The sequence below is a fragment of the Bacillus sp. EB106-06-01-XG163 genome, from assembly GCF_058791615.1.
On the sequence record NZ_JBYTDS010000004.1, the window covers coordinates 277,526 to 295,490 of the forward strand.

General features: G+C 48.1%; 18 protein-coding genes and 1 pseudogene. 12 read left to right on the forward strand and 7 right to left on the reverse strand.

Annotated elements, in window-relative coordinates; translation table 11 throughout:
• Positions 1-13: 13 nt before the first annotated feature.
• The 6 genes and pseudogenes from AC3WTF_RS07340 to AC3WTF_RS07365 form a co-directional block, all read left to right on the forward strand.
• Positions 14-388 (forward strand): annotated as a pseudogene (locus tag AC3WTF_RS07340) (protoglobin domain-containing protein); the annotation flags it as partial.
• A gap of 9 nt (positions 389-397) precedes the next feature.
• Positions 398-1,195, forward strand: coding sequence for a methyl-accepting chemotaxis protein (locus tag AC3WTF_RS07345; RefSeq protein WP_371265894.1), 798 nt, complete (start codon positions 398-400; stop codon positions 1,193-1,195).
• 130 nt (positions 1,196-1,325) lie between these two features.
• Complete coding sequence (locus AC3WTF_RS07350; RefSeq protein ID WP_003155185.1) at positions 1,326-1,883, forward strand: biotin transporter BioY; 558 nt, start codon at positions 1,326-1,328, stop codon at positions 1,881-1,883.
• Between the two features lie 11 nt (positions 1,884-1,894).
• On the forward strand, positions 1,895-3,331 hold the full coding sequence (locus AC3WTF_RS07355; RefSeq protein WP_129003969.1) for an acyl-CoA synthetase: 1,437 nt from the start codon (positions 1,895-1,897) through the stop codon (positions 3,329-3,331).
• Entirely contained in the window at positions 3,319-4,410 is a 1,092-nt protein-coding gene (locus AC3WTF_RS07360) for an acetyl-CoA C-acyltransferase (RefSeq protein ID WP_032866169.1), read from the forward strand. Before AC3WTF_RS07355 ends, AC3WTF_RS07360 begins: the two co-directional genes overlap by 13 nt.
• A gap of 50 nt (positions 4,411-4,460) precedes the next feature.
• On the forward strand, positions 4,461-5,036 hold the full coding sequence (locus AC3WTF_RS07365) for a histidine phosphatase family protein (protein WP_020955595.1): 576 nt from the start codon (positions 4,461-4,463) through the stop codon (positions 5,034-5,036).
• A 15-nt stretch (positions 5,037-5,051) separates the two neighbouring features.
• Here AC3WTF_RS07365 and AC3WTF_RS07370 read toward each other — a convergent pair whose 3' ends face one another.
• Entirely contained in the window at positions 5,052-5,930 is an 879-nt protein-coding gene (locus tag AC3WTF_RS07370) for an ABC transporter substrate-binding protein (RefSeq protein ID WP_106080408.1), read from the reverse strand.
• Between the two features lie 489 nt (positions 5,931-6,419).
• Here AC3WTF_RS07370 and AC3WTF_RS07375 point away from each other — a divergent pair, with 489 nt between their 5' ends.
• Positions 6,420-7,568 (forward strand): S8 family peptidase, encoded by a 1,149-nt coding sequence (locus AC3WTF_RS07375; RefSeq protein WP_007409199.1) that lies wholly within the window; start codon positions 6,420-6,422, stop codon positions 7,566-7,568.
• 46 nt (positions 7,569-7,614) lie between these two features.
• On the opposite strand, the gene AC3WTF_RS07380 is transcribed toward AC3WTF_RS07375, so the two are convergent.
• On the reverse strand, positions 7,615-8,865 hold the full coding sequence (locus tag AC3WTF_RS07380) for a M48 family metallopeptidase (protein ID WP_012117226.1): 1,251 nt from the start codon (positions 8,863-8,865) through the stop codon (positions 7,615-7,617).
• 154 nt (positions 8,866-9,019) lie between these two features.
• Here AC3WTF_RS07380 and AC3WTF_RS07385 point away from each other — a divergent pair, with 154 nt between their 5' ends.
• Entirely contained in the window at positions 9,020-9,415 is a 396-nt protein-coding gene (locus AC3WTF_RS07385) for a YhfM domain-containing protein (RefSeq protein ID WP_012117225.1), read from the forward strand.
• 47 nt (positions 9,416-9,462) lie between these two features.
• Here AC3WTF_RS07385 and AC3WTF_RS07390 read toward each other — a convergent pair whose 3' ends face one another.
• The 4 genes from AC3WTF_RS07390 to AC3WTF_RS07405 form a co-directional block, all read right to left on the reverse strand.
• Complete coding sequence (locus tag AC3WTF_RS07390; RefSeq protein ID WP_007409202.1) at positions 9,463-11,004, reverse strand: fatty acid--CoA ligase family protein; 1,542 nt, start codon at positions 11,002-11,004, stop codon at positions 9,463-9,465.
• 132 nt (positions 11,005-11,136) lie between these two features.
• On the reverse strand, positions 11,137-11,781 hold the full coding sequence (locus AC3WTF_RS07395) for an SDR family oxidoreductase (protein WP_007409203.1): 645 nt from the start codon (positions 11,779-11,781) through the stop codon (positions 11,137-11,139).
• Positions 11,782-11,861: 80 nt separating this feature from the next.
• Positions 11,862-12,857, reverse strand: coding sequence for a lipoate--protein ligase (gene lplA, locus AC3WTF_RS07400; protein ID WP_007409204.1), 996 nt, complete (start codon positions 12,855-12,857; stop codon positions 11,862-11,864).
• Between the two features lie 12 nt (positions 12,858-12,869).
• Positions 12,870-13,604, reverse strand: a complete 735-nt coding sequence (locus AC3WTF_RS07405; RefSeq protein ID WP_015239517.1) for an MBL fold metallo-hydrolase — start codon at positions 13,602-13,604, stop codon at positions 12,870-12,872.
• A 168-nt stretch (positions 13,605-13,772) separates the two neighbouring features.
• Here AC3WTF_RS07405 and yhfH point away from each other — a divergent pair, with 168 nt between their 5' ends.
• Positions 13,773-13,895 (forward strand): protein YhfH, encoded by a 123-nt coding sequence (yhfH, locus tag AC3WTF_RS07410; protein WP_370465857.1) that lies wholly within the window; start codon positions 13,773-13,775, stop codon positions 13,893-13,895.
• Between the two features lie 233 nt (positions 13,896-14,128).
• Positions 14,129-15,418 carry a glutamate/proton symporter GltT gene (gltT, locus tag AC3WTF_RS07415; protein WP_003155211.1) on the forward strand — a complete coding sequence of 430 codons (1,290 nt, stop codon included), beginning with the start codon at positions 14,129-14,131 and terminating at the stop codon, positions 15,416-15,418.
• 40 nt (positions 15,419-15,458) lie between these two features.
• Here the strand turns inward: gltT and AC3WTF_RS07420 are convergent, their stop codons facing one another.
• Positions 15,459-16,490, reverse strand: a complete 1,032-nt coding sequence (locus tag AC3WTF_RS07420; protein WP_007409206.1) for a M42 family metallopeptidase — start codon at positions 16,488-16,490, stop codon at positions 15,459-15,461.
• Between the two features lie 131 nt (positions 16,491-16,621).
• Here AC3WTF_RS07420 and AC3WTF_RS07425 point away from each other — a divergent pair, with 131 nt between their 5' ends.
• Entirely contained in the window at positions 16,622-16,843 is a 222-nt protein-coding gene (locus AC3WTF_RS07425) for a hypothetical protein (protein ID WP_007409207.1), read from the forward strand.
• A gap of 136 nt (positions 16,844-16,979) precedes the next feature.
• The gene (gene fabHB, locus AC3WTF_RS07430) at positions 16,980-17,957 is read left to right on the forward strand and encodes a beta-ketoacyl-ACP synthase III FabHB (RefSeq protein WP_007409208.1); all 978 of its coding nucleotides are present in this window, start codon (positions 16,980-16,982) and stop codon (positions 17,955-17,957) included.
• Positions 17,958-17,965: the final 8 nt, after the last annotated feature.

Below are 17,965 nucleotides of genomic sequence, written 5' to 3' on the forward strand. Positions count from 1 at the left end.
AAAACAGCTGAAAATGGTCAGGCTGGGAAACGAAGAACTTCATGTGCTTGAAGAGCTGCAGCCGTTAATAAAAGAACATATCTCAACAATCGTCGATTCCTTTTACCGAAACCTGGACCACGAAAAATCATTAATGACGATCATTAACGACCACAGCACGGTCGAGCGCCTGAAAAAAACATTACGGCGTCATATCCATGAGATGTTCGCCGGCACGATTGATGATGAATTCATTGAAAAAAGACAGCGCATCGCTTCCATCCACTTGCGGATCGGCCTTGAACCGAAATGGTATATGGGAGCGTTTCAGGATCTGCTTCTGTCGATGATGAACATATATGAAGCAACCATTCCGGATTTGCATGAGCTTTTAAAAGCGATCAAAGCGACGACGAAAATATTGAATCTTGAACAGCAGCTCGTCCTTGAAGCATTCCAGAGCGAATATAACTGCCAGCGTGACGAACAAGAGGAAAAGAAAGCCCGTCTTCATCAAAAAATCCAGGAAACATCCGGATCACTCGCTGATTTGTTTTCAGAAACGAGCAGAGCCGTGCAGGAGCTGGTCGATAAATCCGAGGGCATTTCCGAGGCGTCAAAAGCCGGCACCGTCACTTCCGTACATGTCGAAGAAAAATCAATCGGCGGGAAAAAAGAGCTTGAAAGCCAGCAGCAGCAGATGAATAAAATCGACGCCAGCCTTCTGCAGATTGAAGAAGAAATGGACAAGCTGAATGACATCGCCCAGCAGATCGAAAAAATCTTCGGCATCGTGACGGGGATCGCCGAGCAAACGAATCTCCTGTCACTCAACGCTTCAATAGAATCCGCGAGAGCCGGGGAGCACGGCAAAGGGTTCGCCGTTGTGGCGACGGAGGTAAGAAAGCTTTCAGAGGATACGAAAAAAACCGTTTCCACCGTATCAGAGCTCGTGAACAATACCAATACACAAATCAACATCGTGTCCAAACATATTAAAGATGTAAACGGACTTGTAAGTGAAACGAAAGAAAAAATGGCGCAGATCAACCGTCTGTTTGATGACATCGTCCAAAGCATGAAAACGAGCAAAGACCAGACAGGCAAAATCGACGTTGATTTGCAGGCCTTTCTCGGCGGCCTTCAAGAAGTCAGCCGCGCCGTTTCCCACGTTGCATCATCCGTTGATTCACTTGTTATCCTTACAGAAGAATAAAGATAAACCGACCGGCCTTTTTCATAAAGGGCCGGTCTTTTTAATGTTAACTTAAAATATAATAGAGTTGACATATATAAAGACTCGCTTTATTGTATAAACATATTTTGATAAGCTGGAGGAATACATAATGAAATTGACAGAAATGATGCATATTGCCGTGTTTACCGCCATTATGGGACTTTTGGGGCTGCTCCCGCCGCTTTTCTTATCCTTTACGCCGGTTCCGATTACGCTCCAGACGATCGGAGTGCTCTTATCGGGAAGCATCCTAAAACCGAAAGCGGCGTTTTTAAGCCAATTGCTTTTTTTGCTGATTGTGGCATGCGGAGCGCCTCTCCTTTCAGGCGGCAGAGGCGGGTTCGGGGTTTTTTTCGGGCCGAGCGCCGGATATCTCATCGCATATCCGCTGGCGGCATTACTGCTGAGCCTCAGCATCCAAGGCCTTCGCTCAGCTGCTGTCCCCCATTTGTTTATCAGACAGTTCTTGTTCGGCGTGCTGTTTTTGTATGTCATCGGCATTCCCGTTCAGGCTTTTATGATGCACATTGATATCTTGACTGCCGTAAAGCTCAGCCTCATCTATGTGCCCGGAGATCTGCTTAAAGCGGCCGCAGCCTCATTCGCAGCCGTAAGAATCAGAAAAACTCTTCAAGCAAGCCGGCTTTTGCCGACGAAAGGAAGCTGATTTTAGTCATCATGATTACATCATCATATTCAGATACAGCCGGACAAGCGCCGGAACAGATCGCAATTCAGACAGAAACAGAACAGATCACCTATCAAACTTGGAACAGGCTAGTTAACCAAACCGCAAACTGGCTTGGCAGCCTTTCAGGTAAGCCGGAAAACATTGCAATATTACTGCCGAACGGCATCCCTTTTTTACAACTTTTCGCAGGGGCGGCGCATGCCGGCTGCACGGCGGTTCCGTTAGATCCCCGCTCGGCAGCGGCGGAACTCGCGGACCAGCTGAACATCAGCAAAACCGGCCTCGTCATCTGTGACCGCCGGCTGAGCGGCAGACTGGACGGCGTCAAAACGCCTGTCATCCTGTGGGATGAATGCAGGCCTTTGATCGAGGCGGAAAAAACGGAAGGCGCTTTTATCAAAAACGCCGGCCTGCCCTTTTATACCGGATTCACCTCGGGATCGACCGGTAAGCCGAAAGCCTTCACCCGCTCTCACCGTTCGTGGCTGGAGAGCTTTTCTTGTACGAAACGTGAATTCGGCATTTCCCCTGATGACAAAGTGCTGGTACCGGGCACGCTTCGCTCGTCACACTTTTTATACGGCGCCGTCAGCACTTTGTTTATCGGCGGAACCGTCATCCTTCAAAGAAAATTCAACCCGGCCGGAATGAAAGACCGGCTCAGACAAGCTGACGTTCTATATACCGTTCCGACAATGACGGACGCCCTGCTCTCACTAGAGTCGTTTCCGGATACACCGCTCAAGGTGATTTCTTCCGGTGCAGACTGGCCCGCTTCGTCTAAACAAGCGCTGTCAGAGCGCTATCCCCATTTGCGGTTGTACGATTTTTACGGAACGTCTGAGCTGAGTTTCGTGGCGTTCTTATCGCCTGAAGACAGCGCCCGAAAGCCTGACGCGGCGGGCCGCCCGTTTGAAAAAGTTACAATCGAAATCCGCCGGCCCGGCGGAGAACGCTGCATGCCGGGCGAAACGGGGAAGATTTTTGTGAACAGCCCGATGAAATTTTCCGGATACATCAACGGCGCAAAACCTGATGATTCCGGCTGGATGACGGTTGATGACATGGGATATATTGATCGTGAAGGCTATCTTTATATCGAAGGACGTGAAAACGGGATGATCGTATCAGGCGGCCTGAATGTATTCCCTGAAGAGATAGAACGTGTGCTCAACCGCTGTCCGGGCGTCAGAAAAGCGGCCGTCATCGGCATTCCTGATGATTATTGGGGCAGCATCGCCGTTGCGGTGATCGACGGAGATGCAAATGTAAAGGAACTGAAGAAACAGTGCCGCGAGCAGCTGGCGGCATATAAAATCCCGAAAAAGTGGCTGTTTTCAGAAATACCGGAAACAGCCGGCGGAAAGATCGCCCGTGCCGCCGTACAAAAGCAGGCAAAGGACATGATAGAATGGAAGCTGTAATTACGGATGCGAAACGGACGATTTTCGCCCGGGAAAACGGCCTGTTAAAAGACTGTCTCCCAGAAGATTTGGCAGCTCCGCTGATCCGCCATTTGAGCCGGAACATGCCCGAAGACATTGATGAAGTCCTGATCGGAAACGCGACGGGCCGCGGCGGGAATCTCGCCCGGCTGTCAGCCTTGGCCGCCGGACTTCCTTTGAGCGTGTCCGGTACGACCATCGACAGGCAGTGCGGCTCCGGACTGGACGCCGTGAGGGTCGCGTGCCACTTTGCTAAAGCCGGTGCGGGGAGCACATACATCGCGGGAGGAGCGGAGAGCAGCAGCCGTTCCCCTTTCTCATCCCGGGCGCGCTTTTCTCCTGAACACATCGGCGATCCTGATATGGGCATAGCAGCAGAGTATACGGCACAGGCTTACGGCGTAACGAGAAAGATGCAGGACGAATATGCCCTTCTCAGCTATGAACGGAGCGTCAAAGCGCACGAAGACGGCTTGTACCGCCCGGAAATTCTTCCCTGTCACGGATTCGCCGCTGACGAAAACATGCTGAAAAAGCGGAACATGGAGCCTCTCATCTCCCGTGCCAAGCCCGTCTTTCAGTCCGGAGGCTCTGTCACCGCCGCCAACAGCTGCGGAATTTCTGACGGGGCGGCGGCAGTTTGTGTGATGGAAGAACAAAAAGCGCGGTCTCTCGGTTTAAAGCCGGGATTGCGTTTTATCGGAAGCGCGGTAAGCGGCGTCCATCCGCATTATCCGTCAGCAGCTCCGGTTTATGCCGTCAAAAAACTTTTGAAGGAACGGGACCTGTCACCGGATGATATTGATATATACGAAATCAACGAGGCGTTTGCCGTCAAAATATGCGTTTTTTCACAGCAGCTTCGAGTGCCGTATTCTAAAATAAATGTCCGGGGCGGCGCTCTGGCCGTCGGGCATCCGTACGGGGCTTCCGGAGCGGCGCTTGTCACCCGGCTTTTTTATGAAGCAAAAAGACGCCCGGATGCCCGCTACGCAGCAGCAGCGATCGGCAGCGGAGGCGGAGTCGGACTGGCGCTTCTCTTTGAAGTGTTAACGTAACGGCAGTATAATAGATGATATCGATAAAAAATGATCGGAGTGGAGACTTTATGACTGCCGTTTGTTTAGTAAGACATGGAGAGACTGATTGGAATGCCCAAAAGAAGCTTCAAGGCAAATCGGATATTCCGTTAAATGCGACGGGAGAGCGTCAGGCGAAAGAAACAGGAGAGTACTTAAAGGGGTCCGAATGGGATGTCATCGTCTCAAGCCCGATGAAACGGGCCAGAAAAACAGCTGACATTATTAACGGATTTTTGAATCTTCCCATTGTCGTCATGGAAGATTTCAGAGAACGGAGCTACGGTGATGCGGAAGGAATGTCTTTACCGGAACGGTCGAAGCGCTACCCGGATAAAAACTACCCGAACATGGAGACAGCAGAAGAGCTGACAGACAGAATGCTTGCCGGTTTAGTGAAAGTTCAGGAGCGGTTTCCTGAGCAAAAAGTTCTGATCGTCGCTCACGGCGCAGCCATTCATGCCCTCTTGTCCGCCATTTCTGACGGTGATACCGGCATCCAAAACGCAAAGCTTGTCAATGCGTGCCTAAGCAATATCGAACGAATTGAAAATAAGTGGCGCATCAAAGATTACAATGTAAGCAGCCACCTATCAGAATCATAACAAAAAGGCCCGAATTCAGTTTTGGGCCTTTTTGGCGAGCATTTTTTTCTGAAGATCATGTAATATGGCGTCCGCCCCGTCAATGCTCCGGCGCTCCGTCCATACCGCCCTGTCCGCGCGGTAAACGTGTCCGTTTTTTACGGCTGTCAGCTGTTTCCAGAGGTGATTTTTTTCGAGTTCTTTCTCACCGTCCAACAGCACGATGTAATCAGGATCGATATGCAAAAGCTGCCCGGGCGCCATCTTGATAGAGTCTGATTTCCCGCCGGAATCCGTCTGGACCGCATAGGTAAACCCTGCGAGCGTCAAAAGCCGGGACGTAAAAAACTGATCATCCTTTACGGAAATGCTGTCATTTGCAGCGTCAATTAATAAAATCGTGCCGCCTTCTGCATCCAGCTTTCTTTTGATGTCATTCAGCTTTTCTTCCTGAGCCGACAATTGTTTCTCTATGATGCCATCTTTACCGACCGCCTTTTCAATAGTAAGGGCAGCGTCAACCGCATCCTGATAATCCGCAGCTTCATTTTTTAAAGCGATTGTCGGAGCGATCTTTGTCAGTTTTCGGTATATCCCCCTGTGAAGGCTTGAGTCTGCAATGATGAGATCGGGCTTTAACGAAGTGATCTTTTTCAAATCAGGGTGTGACGGTGGTCCGACAGACGGACTGCCGTCTTTTCGCTCTGTCCGGTTATCCGCCGCGGCCGCCGGCTTTATGCCGAGATCATGGAGGGTATCAATAAAGCCCTCATTCAATACGGCGATGCGCTGCGGGTGCGCAGCCACATGCGCCGTCCCCAGATCGTGCCTGACGGCGGTTTCATGTTCCTGTTCTGAGCATGCCGTTATGAAGAGAACGGATAAGATCATCAGCATACTGAAAATTTGTTTCATCTGTTCCCCCTCTTTCGTTTTTCCGCAATTATATCATTGACAATATAAGTATCAATGATATTCATTATCATTATTTTTATAAAATGGTTTCACAGCTTTTCTCCGTCAAGAAAGCCGAAGACTGATTCATGCCGGCCGCTTTATTTCATTCCGCTTCCGTTTCCATCAGACTTCTGCATTCAACAAAAGGTGACATTTATCCTGTTTTTGCCGCAGCTTCCAAAAATGGAATCAAACCGTTCGACCCAGCAAACAAGAGAGCGATTGCGGCTGTGTACAAATACTCATGTCCTTCCATCGGTTTTTTCCATTAAAATTTAAATATTTCGGGTTCCTATTAAACGAAAGAGAGATGATATACCTAAATAGAAATAAAACAAATTGAAAAAAATTGGGTCTACTAAAATATTATTCCATGCTATACAATTAATCCACAGAATAATCTGTCTATTGGTTGTTCTGTAAATGAAAAAAAGGAGAGGATAAAGAGTGAGAGGCAAAAAGGTATGGATCAGTTTGCTGTTTGCTTTAGCGTTAATCTTTACGATGGCGTTCGGCAGCACGTCTCCTGCCCAGGCGGCAGGGAAATCAAACGGGGAAAAGAAATACATTGTCGGATTTAAACAGACAATGAGCACGATGAGCGCCGCTAAGAAAAAAGATGTCATTTCTGAAAAAGGCGGGAAAGTGCAAAAGCAATTCAAATATGTAGACGCAGCTTCAGCTACATTAAATGAAAAAGCTGTAAAAGAGCTGAAAAAAGACCCAAGCGTCGCTTACGTTGAAGAAGATCACGTTGCAAAAGCGTACGCGCAGTCCGTGCCTTACGGCGTATCACAAATTAAAGCCCCTGCTCTGCACTCTCAAGGCTTCACTGGATCAAATGTGAAAGTAGCGGTTATCGACAGCGGTATCGATTCTTCTCATCCTGATTTAAAAGTAGCAGGCGGAGCCAGCATGGTTCCTTCTGAAACAAATCCTTTCCAAGACTACAACTCTCACGGAACTCACGTTGCCGGTACAGTTGCGGCTCTTAATAACTCAGTCGGTGTATTAGGCGTTGCGCCAAGCGCATCTCTTTACGCTGTAAAAGTTCTCGGCGCTGACGGTTCCGGCCAGTACAGCTGGATCATTAACGGAATTGAGTGGGCGATCGCAAACAATATGGACGTTATTAACATGAGCCTCGGCGGACCTTCTGGTTCTGCAGCGTTAAAAGCGGCAGTTGACAAAGCCGTTGCTTCCGGCGTCGTAGTCGTAGCGGCAGCCGGTAACGAAGGCACTTCCGGCGGCTCAAGCACAGTGGGCTACCCTGGTAAATACCCTTCTGTCATTGCAGTAGGCGCTGTTAACAGCAGCAACCAAAGAGCATCTTTCTCAAGCGTAGGTTCTGAGCTTGATGTCATGGCACCAGGCGTCTCTATCCAAAGCACGCTTCCTGGAAACAAATACGGCGCGTACAATGGTACGTCAATGGCATCTCCGCACGTTGCCGGAGCGGCTGCTTTGATTCTTTCTAAGCACCCGAACTGGACAAACACTCAAGTCCGCAGCAGTTTAGAAAACACCACTACAAAACTTGGTGATGCTTTCTACTACGGAAAAGGGCTGATCAACGTACAGGCGGCAGCTCAGTAAAACATAAAAAAACCGGCGTCGGCCATGGCCCCGCCGGTTTTTTTTATTATTTTTCTTCCTCCGCATGTTCAATCCGCTCCATGATCGACGGGTGGCTCCCTCTGAAAATTTTGACGAGAAACGGCGGGTTGACCCGGCTCAGTCCCGTATCGGCCAAGTCCTGAAACGTCTCAATCGCCGCTTCCCGGTTACCGGTCAGCTCGATGCCGTAACGGTCGGCGGCGTTTTCCTGATACCGGGAGACGGCATTCGTAATCGGATCAGAAGCAAAACTGAGAACGGATATGAGCAGCAATAACAGCGGGAGGGCGGCCAGATCTTCAGGCCCCTTTATATGAAGCATTCGGCCGAAGAATTTGGACAGCCGCTTATAAAGCTTGTCAATGATATAGAACCCGGCTAATGACAGCAGGAGATACCCGGCCAGTCCGATGTACACGTGCTTCATCACATAGTGCCCCATCTCATGCCCCATAATGAACAAAATTTCCCGATCCTTCAGTTTGTTAAGCGTCGTATCCCACAAAACGATTCGCTTATTCGAACCGATTCCCGTCACATACGCATTCAGCGCATTCGTTTTCTCCGACATATTTACTTCATAAACATGGCTGGCCGGAATATCGGCCTTGTCGGCAAGCGACAAGATTTTGCTTTCCAGCTCCTTGTCTTTCAGCGGATAGAAATCATTGTATAAAGGATCAATCACGACCGGCTGCAGGAAAAACAAAAACAGGGTAAACGGCACAGTAAGACACCAAGCGTAAAACCACCATTTTTTTGTATGCTTTGTGATCAGCCAGTAAAACACAAGCACACACACGGCAAACAGCGGAAAACTGATCCAGAAATCAATGACATGGTCTCTTATCCAGCTTGCTGTTGTCTGCGTCGAAATATGATACGCAAGCGAAACCCGATATCCGATCCATTCAAGCGGAAGCGAAGCCGCCGTAACGATGAGTGAAATCACAAATACGAAGCTTCCGATTTGCAGCACCCGAAAGCGCACCGCTGCTTCCAGCCAATGCTTTATTTTTTTGGCAAGCCCCGTAATAAGCAGCAGAAAAAATAAAAACCAATCTAACGGCGCACCGATGAAAAATAAAAAATCCTTTACATTTGAAAAGTTTTCAGCGGCTTCCAGGCGGCCCGGGTCCATAAACGAGGACGGATCGGCTTTCGTTCCCTTTACGGCCTCCGGGACGGCGGAGTCGCCTGTCATAAAGAAATACCAATAGAAAAAAAGGCCGTACAGCACATAGGCAAGTCCCGCTGCCGCTATCCATTTGCGCATGGAAGTCTCCCTCCTTAGCCTGATGACTTACTCCTATTGTAAGCATAAATGCAAATAAATAGAACCAAGCCTCCGAAACGGATGTTAATCTTTTCATAACAGAAAAGAATGGAACAACAGGAAGCGGGAAAGACTAAAAGACGGAGTGATGAATATGAAAAAAATAATCGCGTTTATTGTAGTAATCGCCCTTTTGGTTATTGCTTTCTTCTATGTATACAGCCGGACCGGCGATGTGTTTCCATCAAGCAACGCAGATCTGATTATTCTGTCTGAGCACGGAAAAAAAGAAATCAAAATTAAAGACAGGCAGAATGTAAAAGATATGCTCGATATCTTGAACCAAGGAAAACAAGTCAAACTGACCAAAAGCGTATCTCCCGATTACGACGGAACGGTCAAATACCATGAAGACCGTTTTGATTCATTCAGCATGTGGCTCGAAGGCGGCAATTATATGCTGTACAAGTATAAAAACACGTATTACAAACTGACCCGGCATGATACGAAGCTTGTGCAAAGCATCATTAAGGAAGAATCGCAGAGCTGACCGGATCAGCATGTAAAAGCGAAGCCCCCGGCTTCGCTTTTCGTCCGTCATTTCGGAAGCATGTCCCGGACCGCCCGCCTCAGCAGCTTCCCGGTCGCGTTCTTCGGAATCTCATCAAGAAAAACCACTTCCGCCGGCCGTTTATATTTTGCCAAATGTGTTTCACAGTAATCAAAAACCGCCTGCTCTGTCAGCTCACCGTCCCCCGGCACTATATAAGCATGCACCGCTTCCCCCGTTTTGGCGTCAGGAACGCCGATGACCACGGCTTCTTTAATGCCCTCATGGCTGTAGAGCACTTCTTCTACTTCGCGCGGATAGACGTTGTATCCGCCGACGAGAATCATATCTTTTTTTCTGTCGACGATATAAAAATAACCGTCTTCATCGCGCTTCGCCAAATCACCCGTGTACAGCCAGCCGTCTTTCAGCGCGTGCTCCGTCTCCTCGGGCATCTTGTAATAGCCTTTCATCACATTCGGCCCTTTCACGATCAATTCTCCCACTTGATGGTCGGGCAATTCGCGTCCGAGCGTATCGACGACTTTATTTTCGACATGTAAAATATTCGTCCCGATCGAGCCGGGCTTTCTCCCCCGGTCAAACGGATTAAAACAAGTAACCGGAGACGCTTCAGAAAGTCCGTACCCCTCCAGAATGGTGACGTCAAAGGTTTGTTCAAACGTCTGCAACAGAGCGACCGGCATGGAGGCCCCGCCTGAAATGCACAGTCTGACGGACGCAAAATCCTCCGCCTTGCCGTGCTCGTATTGATACAGATAGTTATACATCGTCGGAACGCCGGCAAAAATGGTTGCCTGACGGCTTTTAATCAGTTTAAACACAGAAGCCGGGCTGAATTGCGGCTCGATTAAGACACACGCTCCGCTCATCAGAGGCGCATTCATACAAACGGTTAAACAAAAAACGTGAAACATCGGCAATGCCGCCACAATTTTGTCTTTCTCATTCATTCCTAAGTATCCGGCGACATCATTTGCATTGGAGAAAAGATTCTGATGGGTGAGCATGGCGCCTTTCGGTTTTCCGGTCGTCCCTGAGGTGTATAAAATGACGGCAGTATCATCTTTGGACAATGTCGGATAAGTTCTGCTGCGCTCCGCCGGGCGAAGCATTTTTGTAAACGTTGTCATTTTTAAGCGCAATTGAGGGTCTTCTGTCGATGGAGCGTTCTCCGCTGTCTGGCTGATAATGATATGCTCCAGCAGCGGCAGCGAGCCGTGCAGGCTTTCAAATACGGGAATTAAAAGGTCGATGCCGGCGATCGCTTTGACATCGCCGTTTTTCAGCATGTATGCGATTTCTGAAGGTGTATATGCCGGATTAACAGGTATGACGACAATTCCCGCTTTTAACGCGCCGAAAAACGCAATAACAAAATCAGGCGTATTTCCGAGCAGCAGCGCGAGATGATCCCCTTTTTTCAGTCCCCTGTCCTCCAAGCCGTTTGCAAATGCTTTGATTTTACCTGCCAGCTCCTCATACGTCATGTACTGATCTTGAAACAGACAAGCTGGTTTTTCCGGTTTCTGCGATGCCGTTTCTTCCAATTTGGAAACCAGATTCATTTTCCCACCCCTTTAAAAATTGTAATGAATGAATAGTCATTCATTTATCCGGAATAAACGTTCACTTTTATTATAGAAAAATATAGAAAAACACTCAAGGGCAAAAAGCCCCGAGTGCCGTAAAACCGGAAACTATAATTGTTTCAGCGCTTCACTGACCGGCGTGCCGCCCGCCGTCAGATCGAATGCTTTTTCATACGTATTCGGTTCATCAAGGGATGCGATAACGGTCTTGGCGACATCGTCTCTTGAAATGGAGCCTCTTTCCAAATCGGCCGCGGCTTTGATATTTCCCGTGCCGGGATCATTTAATAACCCGCCCGGCCGGATAATCGTATACGTCAGACCGCTCGCTTCAAGAATTTTATCCGCATAATGCTTTGCGGCGTAATACGGCTTCAGCGCTTCATTCCAATTGCCGCGGTTATGAGCCTGAAGGGCGCTTACCATAATGAACCGCTTGATGCCGGCTATCTTTGCCGCTTCTATCGCTTTCGCGGCTCCGTCAAGATCAATCAAAAGCGTCTTATCGTATCCGGTGCTTCCTCCTGATCCGGCGGTAAACACAATCGCGTCACAGCCTTCAGCGGCTTTCGCGATGTCTTCCGGGCTTCCTTCCAAATCTGCAAGAACGGCTTCTGTTCCCGCGGCTTGAAGCGCTTCTTTCTGCTCTTGTTTCCGGACCATCGCCCGCAGCGTATGCGTGCCGTCTTTTTGAAACAGCCCGGTCAGCCGCTGTCCGATCTGTCCGTTTGCTCCGATGAGAAATACTTTCATCATGATCCCTCCCCATTCATTATGGTTCTATCATTTCACAAAAACGGGCGCTGATTCAAATCATGCGTTCGGCAAATGTTCTAATAAATCAGCTCGAGGAAATCTTCCAGCTCTATTTTGCCGAAATACTGTTTCAGATCGATTCCGGCCAGCGCCTCCTTGATAGCGGTTCGGTCATACTGTTTTCCGGTCAGCGCCTGTTCGACTTCACTCACATCTTTCGCACCGAAGAAATCACCGAAAATTTTGCAGTCCTGAATGATTCCTTTTTTCACTTCAAGACGCAGATCAATCGATCCGACCGGATAACGTTTCGAATGCTGAAGATTAAATGCGGGCGACCTTCCGAAATTCCAGTCCCAGTTTTGATAGCGCTCTTCGGAAATCTTCCGGATCGCTTTCCAGTCTTCATCGGTCAGTTTATATTCCGGCACTTCGGAAAGATCATTTGTATTAAAAATATGGTGAAGCAGATGCTTTTTGAATTCGTCCGCCGTCATTTTGTCATCAAGAAACTCGCTGATGTTGGCGACACGGCTTCTGATCGACTTAATGCCTTTTGATTCGATTTTGTCTTTTTTCACTTTCAAGGCTGACACAACATGATCAATGGCGGAATCCAGCATTAATGTTCCGTGGCTGAAAATACGCCCTTTCGTCGAAAATTGAGCGTTGCCGGAAATTTTTCTGCCGTCCGCCACGATGTCATTTCGGCCGCTTAATTCAGCTTCCACACCGAGCTGGCGCAGCGCCTGAATAACGGGTTCGGTGAACTTTTTAAAATTGTGAAAGCTGTCGCCGTCATCCTTAGTGATAAAACTGAAATTCAGATTCCCGAGGTCATGGTAAACCGCACCGCCTCCTGACAGCCTGCGGACGACGATAATTCCGTTATCTTCTACGTATTTCGTATTGATTTCTTCTATTGTGTTTTGGTTCTTCCCGATGATAATCGACGGCTGATTGACATAAAACAGCAGGTATGTCTGTTCAGGGTCGAGATGCTTCACGCAATATTCCTCGATCGCGAGGTTGATCCTCGGGTCGGTTATGTTTTGGTTGTCGATAAATAACATGGTGCTCCTCCTTTATTTCTCCCACTTCAATCCGGAAGCGGCGATTGTCACTTCGCCCCCGAACTCGGATTCCGCTTCTTCTTTCAGCTTCCGGTGCTCGCCGAAATGAGGCAGATGCGTGAGAATCAGCTCCCCCGCTCCGGCCTCCTTCGCGATCCGTCCGGCTTCCAAACTGTTCATATGGCCGGCTGACGTGCCGTCCTGGTCCGCGTAAAAATTGCACTCGCAGATCAGCAGATCGGCATTTTCCGCAAACGGGATAAACGCGTCCTGGTAGCTTGAATCAGCCGTATACACAACAGAAGCTGAACCGTCAGTAATCCGCATCGCATAACAAGTGACCGGATGCACCGTTTTCAGGAAGGTAATGGTGAACGGACCTAGAGAAAGCGGGCGGTCCGGCTGATAGGCCACTCCTTTTGTATGGGTTTTATATGTAAGGCGCTCAAACTGTTCTATATCAGCATCATGCCCGTAAATCGGCAGTGCATGCGTCCCTTTTCCGAGAAAGGAGCCGACCTGTTTGGCAAATTGAAGCGGCCCGATATCAGCGATATGATCATGGTGATAATGGGACAAAATGACGGCATCAAGCTCTTCTGCCGGAACATAGGCAAACAGCTTTGATAATACGGCGCTTCCGCAATCGACGAGCAGAGAATAGCCGCCGGACTGAAACAGATAGCCTGAAGTTGCTTCGTTTGCGGCCGGAAACCCGCCGCAGCATCCAATAACTGTAACTTTCATATGATCCTCCAATGTTTATGATAAAAAGATCCTTTCCTCCAATATACCTATTTTTCGTACAAATTGCATGTTTTAAACATTGTGCCAAAACAGCCGTTGATTTTCTTAAACTGTTATAATACAATGTAGAGACAAAACAATGAAAGAGGGATGGGTATGTTGGAAAAGATGTCGGATTTTTTCAGAAATTTACCCGGTAAGAAATGCGAAGAATGCGGAAATGAGATTGTTGAGCAGTATGAGTGTCACATTAATCTGTGCAATGACTGCTTGAAAATTAAGGATATGTGACAATAGGGCGCCGCACAATTCTAAGTTGTGCGGCGCCCGTTTTTTCGGCCGTCATCATACTTTCTGAATAGGGCGTTATTCACCATTATTAGCAATTATCTGTACGTTTTAAAAGATTCAGTATATTCAATCTATATTTTTCTATAGACGGATTGTTTTCTTTTCTATTATAATTTGTTCTAATAGCTATCTTTTTAGATACTTATTGCACTTTTTTCTTCGGGAGGTAATCTATGAAAAAATTACGCTTTGGACTAGCGACGCAAATTTTCGTCGGACTCATACTAGGGGTTGTAGTCGGTGTCATCTGGTACGGCAATCCCGCCATTCCAACATATTTACAGCCTATCGGCGATTTGTTTTTACGCTTAATCAAAATGATAGTGATTCCAATTGTCGTCTCCAGCTTAATCATCGGCGTTGCCGGCGCGGGAAGCGGAAAACAAGTCGGAAAATTAGGCTTCAAAACGATTTTGTATTTTGAGATCATTACCACTTTTGCCATTATTCTCGGGCTGGCTTTGGCGAATCTGTTTCATCCGGGAACAGGCGTTAATATACATGAAGCTCAAAAAACAGATATCAGTCAATATGTTGAAACAGAAAAAGAACAAAATAACAAATCTATCGCAGACACATTCCTGCATATCGTACCGACAAACTTCTTCCAATCATTAGCCGAAGGAGATCTGCTTGCCATCATCTGCTTTACCGTGCTGTTTGCACTCGGCATCTCGGCAATCGGTGAAAAAGGAAAGCCTGTCTTGGCCTTCTTTGAAGGTGTTTCTCATGCGATGTTCCATGTTGTGAACCTCGTCATGAAAGTTGCGCCGTTTGGTGTTTTTGCGTTGATTGGTGTTACCGTTTCCAAATTTGGGCTCAGTTCCCTGCTTTCACTCGGTAAACTGGTCGGTTTAGTATATGTAGCTTTGGCTTTCTTTCTCATTGTTGTATTCGGAATCGTCGGAAAGCTTGCCGGAGTAAACATTTTCAAATTCCTCGCCTATATGAAGGATGAAATTTTATTAGCGTTCAGTACGTCAAGCTCCGAAACCGTACTCCCCCGCGTTATGGAAAAAATGGAGAAAATCGGCTGTCCGAAAGGTATTGTTTCCTTTGTTGTGCCGATCGGATATACCTTTAACTTAGACGGATCTGTGCTGTACCAATCTATCGCCGCTTTATTCCTCGCTCAGGTATACCACATTGACTTGTCCATTTGGCAGCAGATTACCCTTGTGCTTGTCTTGATGGTCACTTCCAAAGGAATGGCTGCCGTGCCCGGGACTTCTTTCGTCGTCCTGCTTGCGACATTAGGCGCATTCAACATTCCTGCAGAAGGCCTTGCATTCATCGCCGGTGTTGACCGGATTATGGACATGGCCCGTACGGTCGTCAATCTGACCGGAAACGCGCTGGCATCCGTTGTGATGTCAAAATGGGAAGGCCAGTATGATCCCGTTAAAGGCGCGAAGGTCATGAGCCTCGCCAAAACAGAACAAAACACAACCATCTCAGGTTAAAATGAAAACCCTGCACGGAATGATTTCCGCGCAGGGTTTTTTATGCCATCGGCGATAAAACGTACCGGTGCAAAAGCTTCGCCGTATTAAGAAGCGATAATTCATGCGTGCGTTCAAAAGCGTGTGAAGCGTCAATTCCCGGGCCGATCAGCCCATGGACGATGTCATGGCCCGAACGGATGGCTGCTGAGGCATCAGAACCGTAATACGGATAAATATCAAGCTGATAATCAATGCCATAGCGCTCCGCAAGCCCGGCCAGATGTTTTCTGAGCTGATAATGGTACGGGCCGCTCGCATCCTTCACGCAAATGGAGACGGTATATTCATCCGTAGACTGGCCGTCGCCGATCGCCCCCATATCAACAGCCAAGTATTCGACGGTCTCAGGAGGAATGTTGGAATTGCCTCCGTAGCCGATTTCTTCATTATTAGAAATCAGAAAATGCGTCGTATACGGAAGTTCGATTTTCTCTTCCGTGATGCGGCGGATTAAATTCAAGAGCAGAGCCACGCTCGCTTTGTCATCAAGATGCCGGGACTTAATAAAGCCGCTCGGCGTAATCTGCACGCGCGGGTCAAATGAGATGAAATCGCCGACCCTGATGCCGAGATCGGACGTCTCTTCCTTCGTCCGGACAGGCTCATCAAGACGGACTTCCATATTCTCCTGATTCCGCTCTGCCTTGCCGGCGTCCTTGTAGACGTGCACTGAAGTCTGATGCATTAAGATGGTGCCTGTATAGGTTTTGCCGGAAGAAGTTTGGATCTCGCAATATTCCCCTTCAATCGAGTGATAGCGGAAGCCGCCGATCAAGTCAATCTTCAGCCGTCCGTCCGCCTTTATCTCCTTTACCATCGCGCCGAGCGTATCGACATGCGCCGTCAGCAATCTGTGTTTCTTGTCATCACGGCCGGGAATTGTGACAAAAAGACCGCCTTTGCGGTTTCTGTAAGAGGAGACGCCCCATTCTTTTAAAAGACTTTCTGTATAGGCGATAACCTCGTATGTATTGCCCGTCGGACTCGGAATCGACACCAATTCTTTAATCAGTTCCATCGTATGTTTCATATTTGCCACAGGTCATTCCTCCTATCAATTTTATTCTTCTTAAAATATACTCTTTTGATCCATAACCCGTCCAATCTTTTCCTTCTCTTTTTTCATAGAATGAAGGGAGCATGAGCATAGGAGGGAAATGTATGATCAGCCGTAAACCGCACAAGCGGAAAAGGTTTCATAATGATTGGTTTGAGGATTGGTTTGAGGATGATTGGTCTGGTGCAGCCTTCTGGGGCTGTAAAAAAGAAAAAGATCACTGTAAAAAGAAAAAAGAAGACCCTTGTAAAAAGAAGAAAGAAAAAAAGAAGAAAGATAAAAAGAAGCATCATCATTCATGCCGCCGCTGCTGCCGTCATTGGTAATCGTTCACACAAGCCCGTTTTACAAATAGATATCTCATGCTCCCCAAACAGCGGATGCTGCTTGGGTTTTTTTATTAAAATTAGTACCAAGTAATAATATCAGGTGTTATAATCTGATATAAAGGAGTGATTTTTCATGTCAAAATCTAAAATTACAGCAATCGGTACATATGCTCCGGCACGCCGATTAACAAACGCGGATTTGGAGCGCATCGTCGATACATCTGATGAATGGATCGTCCAGCGCACCGGTATGAAGGAAAGACGCATTGCCGGCGAACATGAATTCACATCGGATTTGTGTGTGGAAGCGGTGAAAAACCTTGCAGAACGATACAGCGGAACTCTTGATGATGTCGATATGATCCTTGTCGCCACAACGACGGCGGACTATGCGTTTCCAAGCACCGCGGCACGCGTGCAGGCTTACTTCGGCTGGCCGCACACGGGGGCGCTTGATATTAACGCCACATGCGCCGGACTCACTTACGGCCTTCAGCTCGCAGACGCATTAATTACCGCCGGTTCCCATCAAAAAGTGATTGTCATTGCCGGTGAAACATTATCAAAGGTAACGGATTATACTGACCGGACGACCTGCGTTCTTTTCGGAGACGCTGCAGGCGCCCTATTGGTGGAACGCGATGAATCAGCGCCGGGCTTTTTGGCAGCCGTGCAAGGAACAGCGGGAGGAAGCGCGGACGTGCTGTATCGCACGGGACTGAGCACAGAATTAAACGGCGAGCCGCTTAAAGGCGGAGGAAACATGGTGCAAAACGGGCGCGAAGTATATAAATGGGCGGCCAGAACCGTGCCTGAGGAATGCAATGCCCTTTTAGAAAAAGCCGGCTTTTCAAAAGACGATCTGGATTGGTTCGTTCCTCACAGCGCCAACATGCGGATGATCGAATCCATCTGCGAAAAACTGCCCTTCCCGCTTGAACGGACGTTGACAAGCGTTGAATATTACGGCAACACTTCATCGGTTTCTATTATTCTCGCATTGGATGAAGCTGTGAAAGCAAAAAAACTGTCGGAAGGCCAGACGCTGGTATTATTCGGGTTCGGCGGAGGATTGACGTATACCGGACTGTTGGTGAGATGGGGATTTTAAAAGTACGA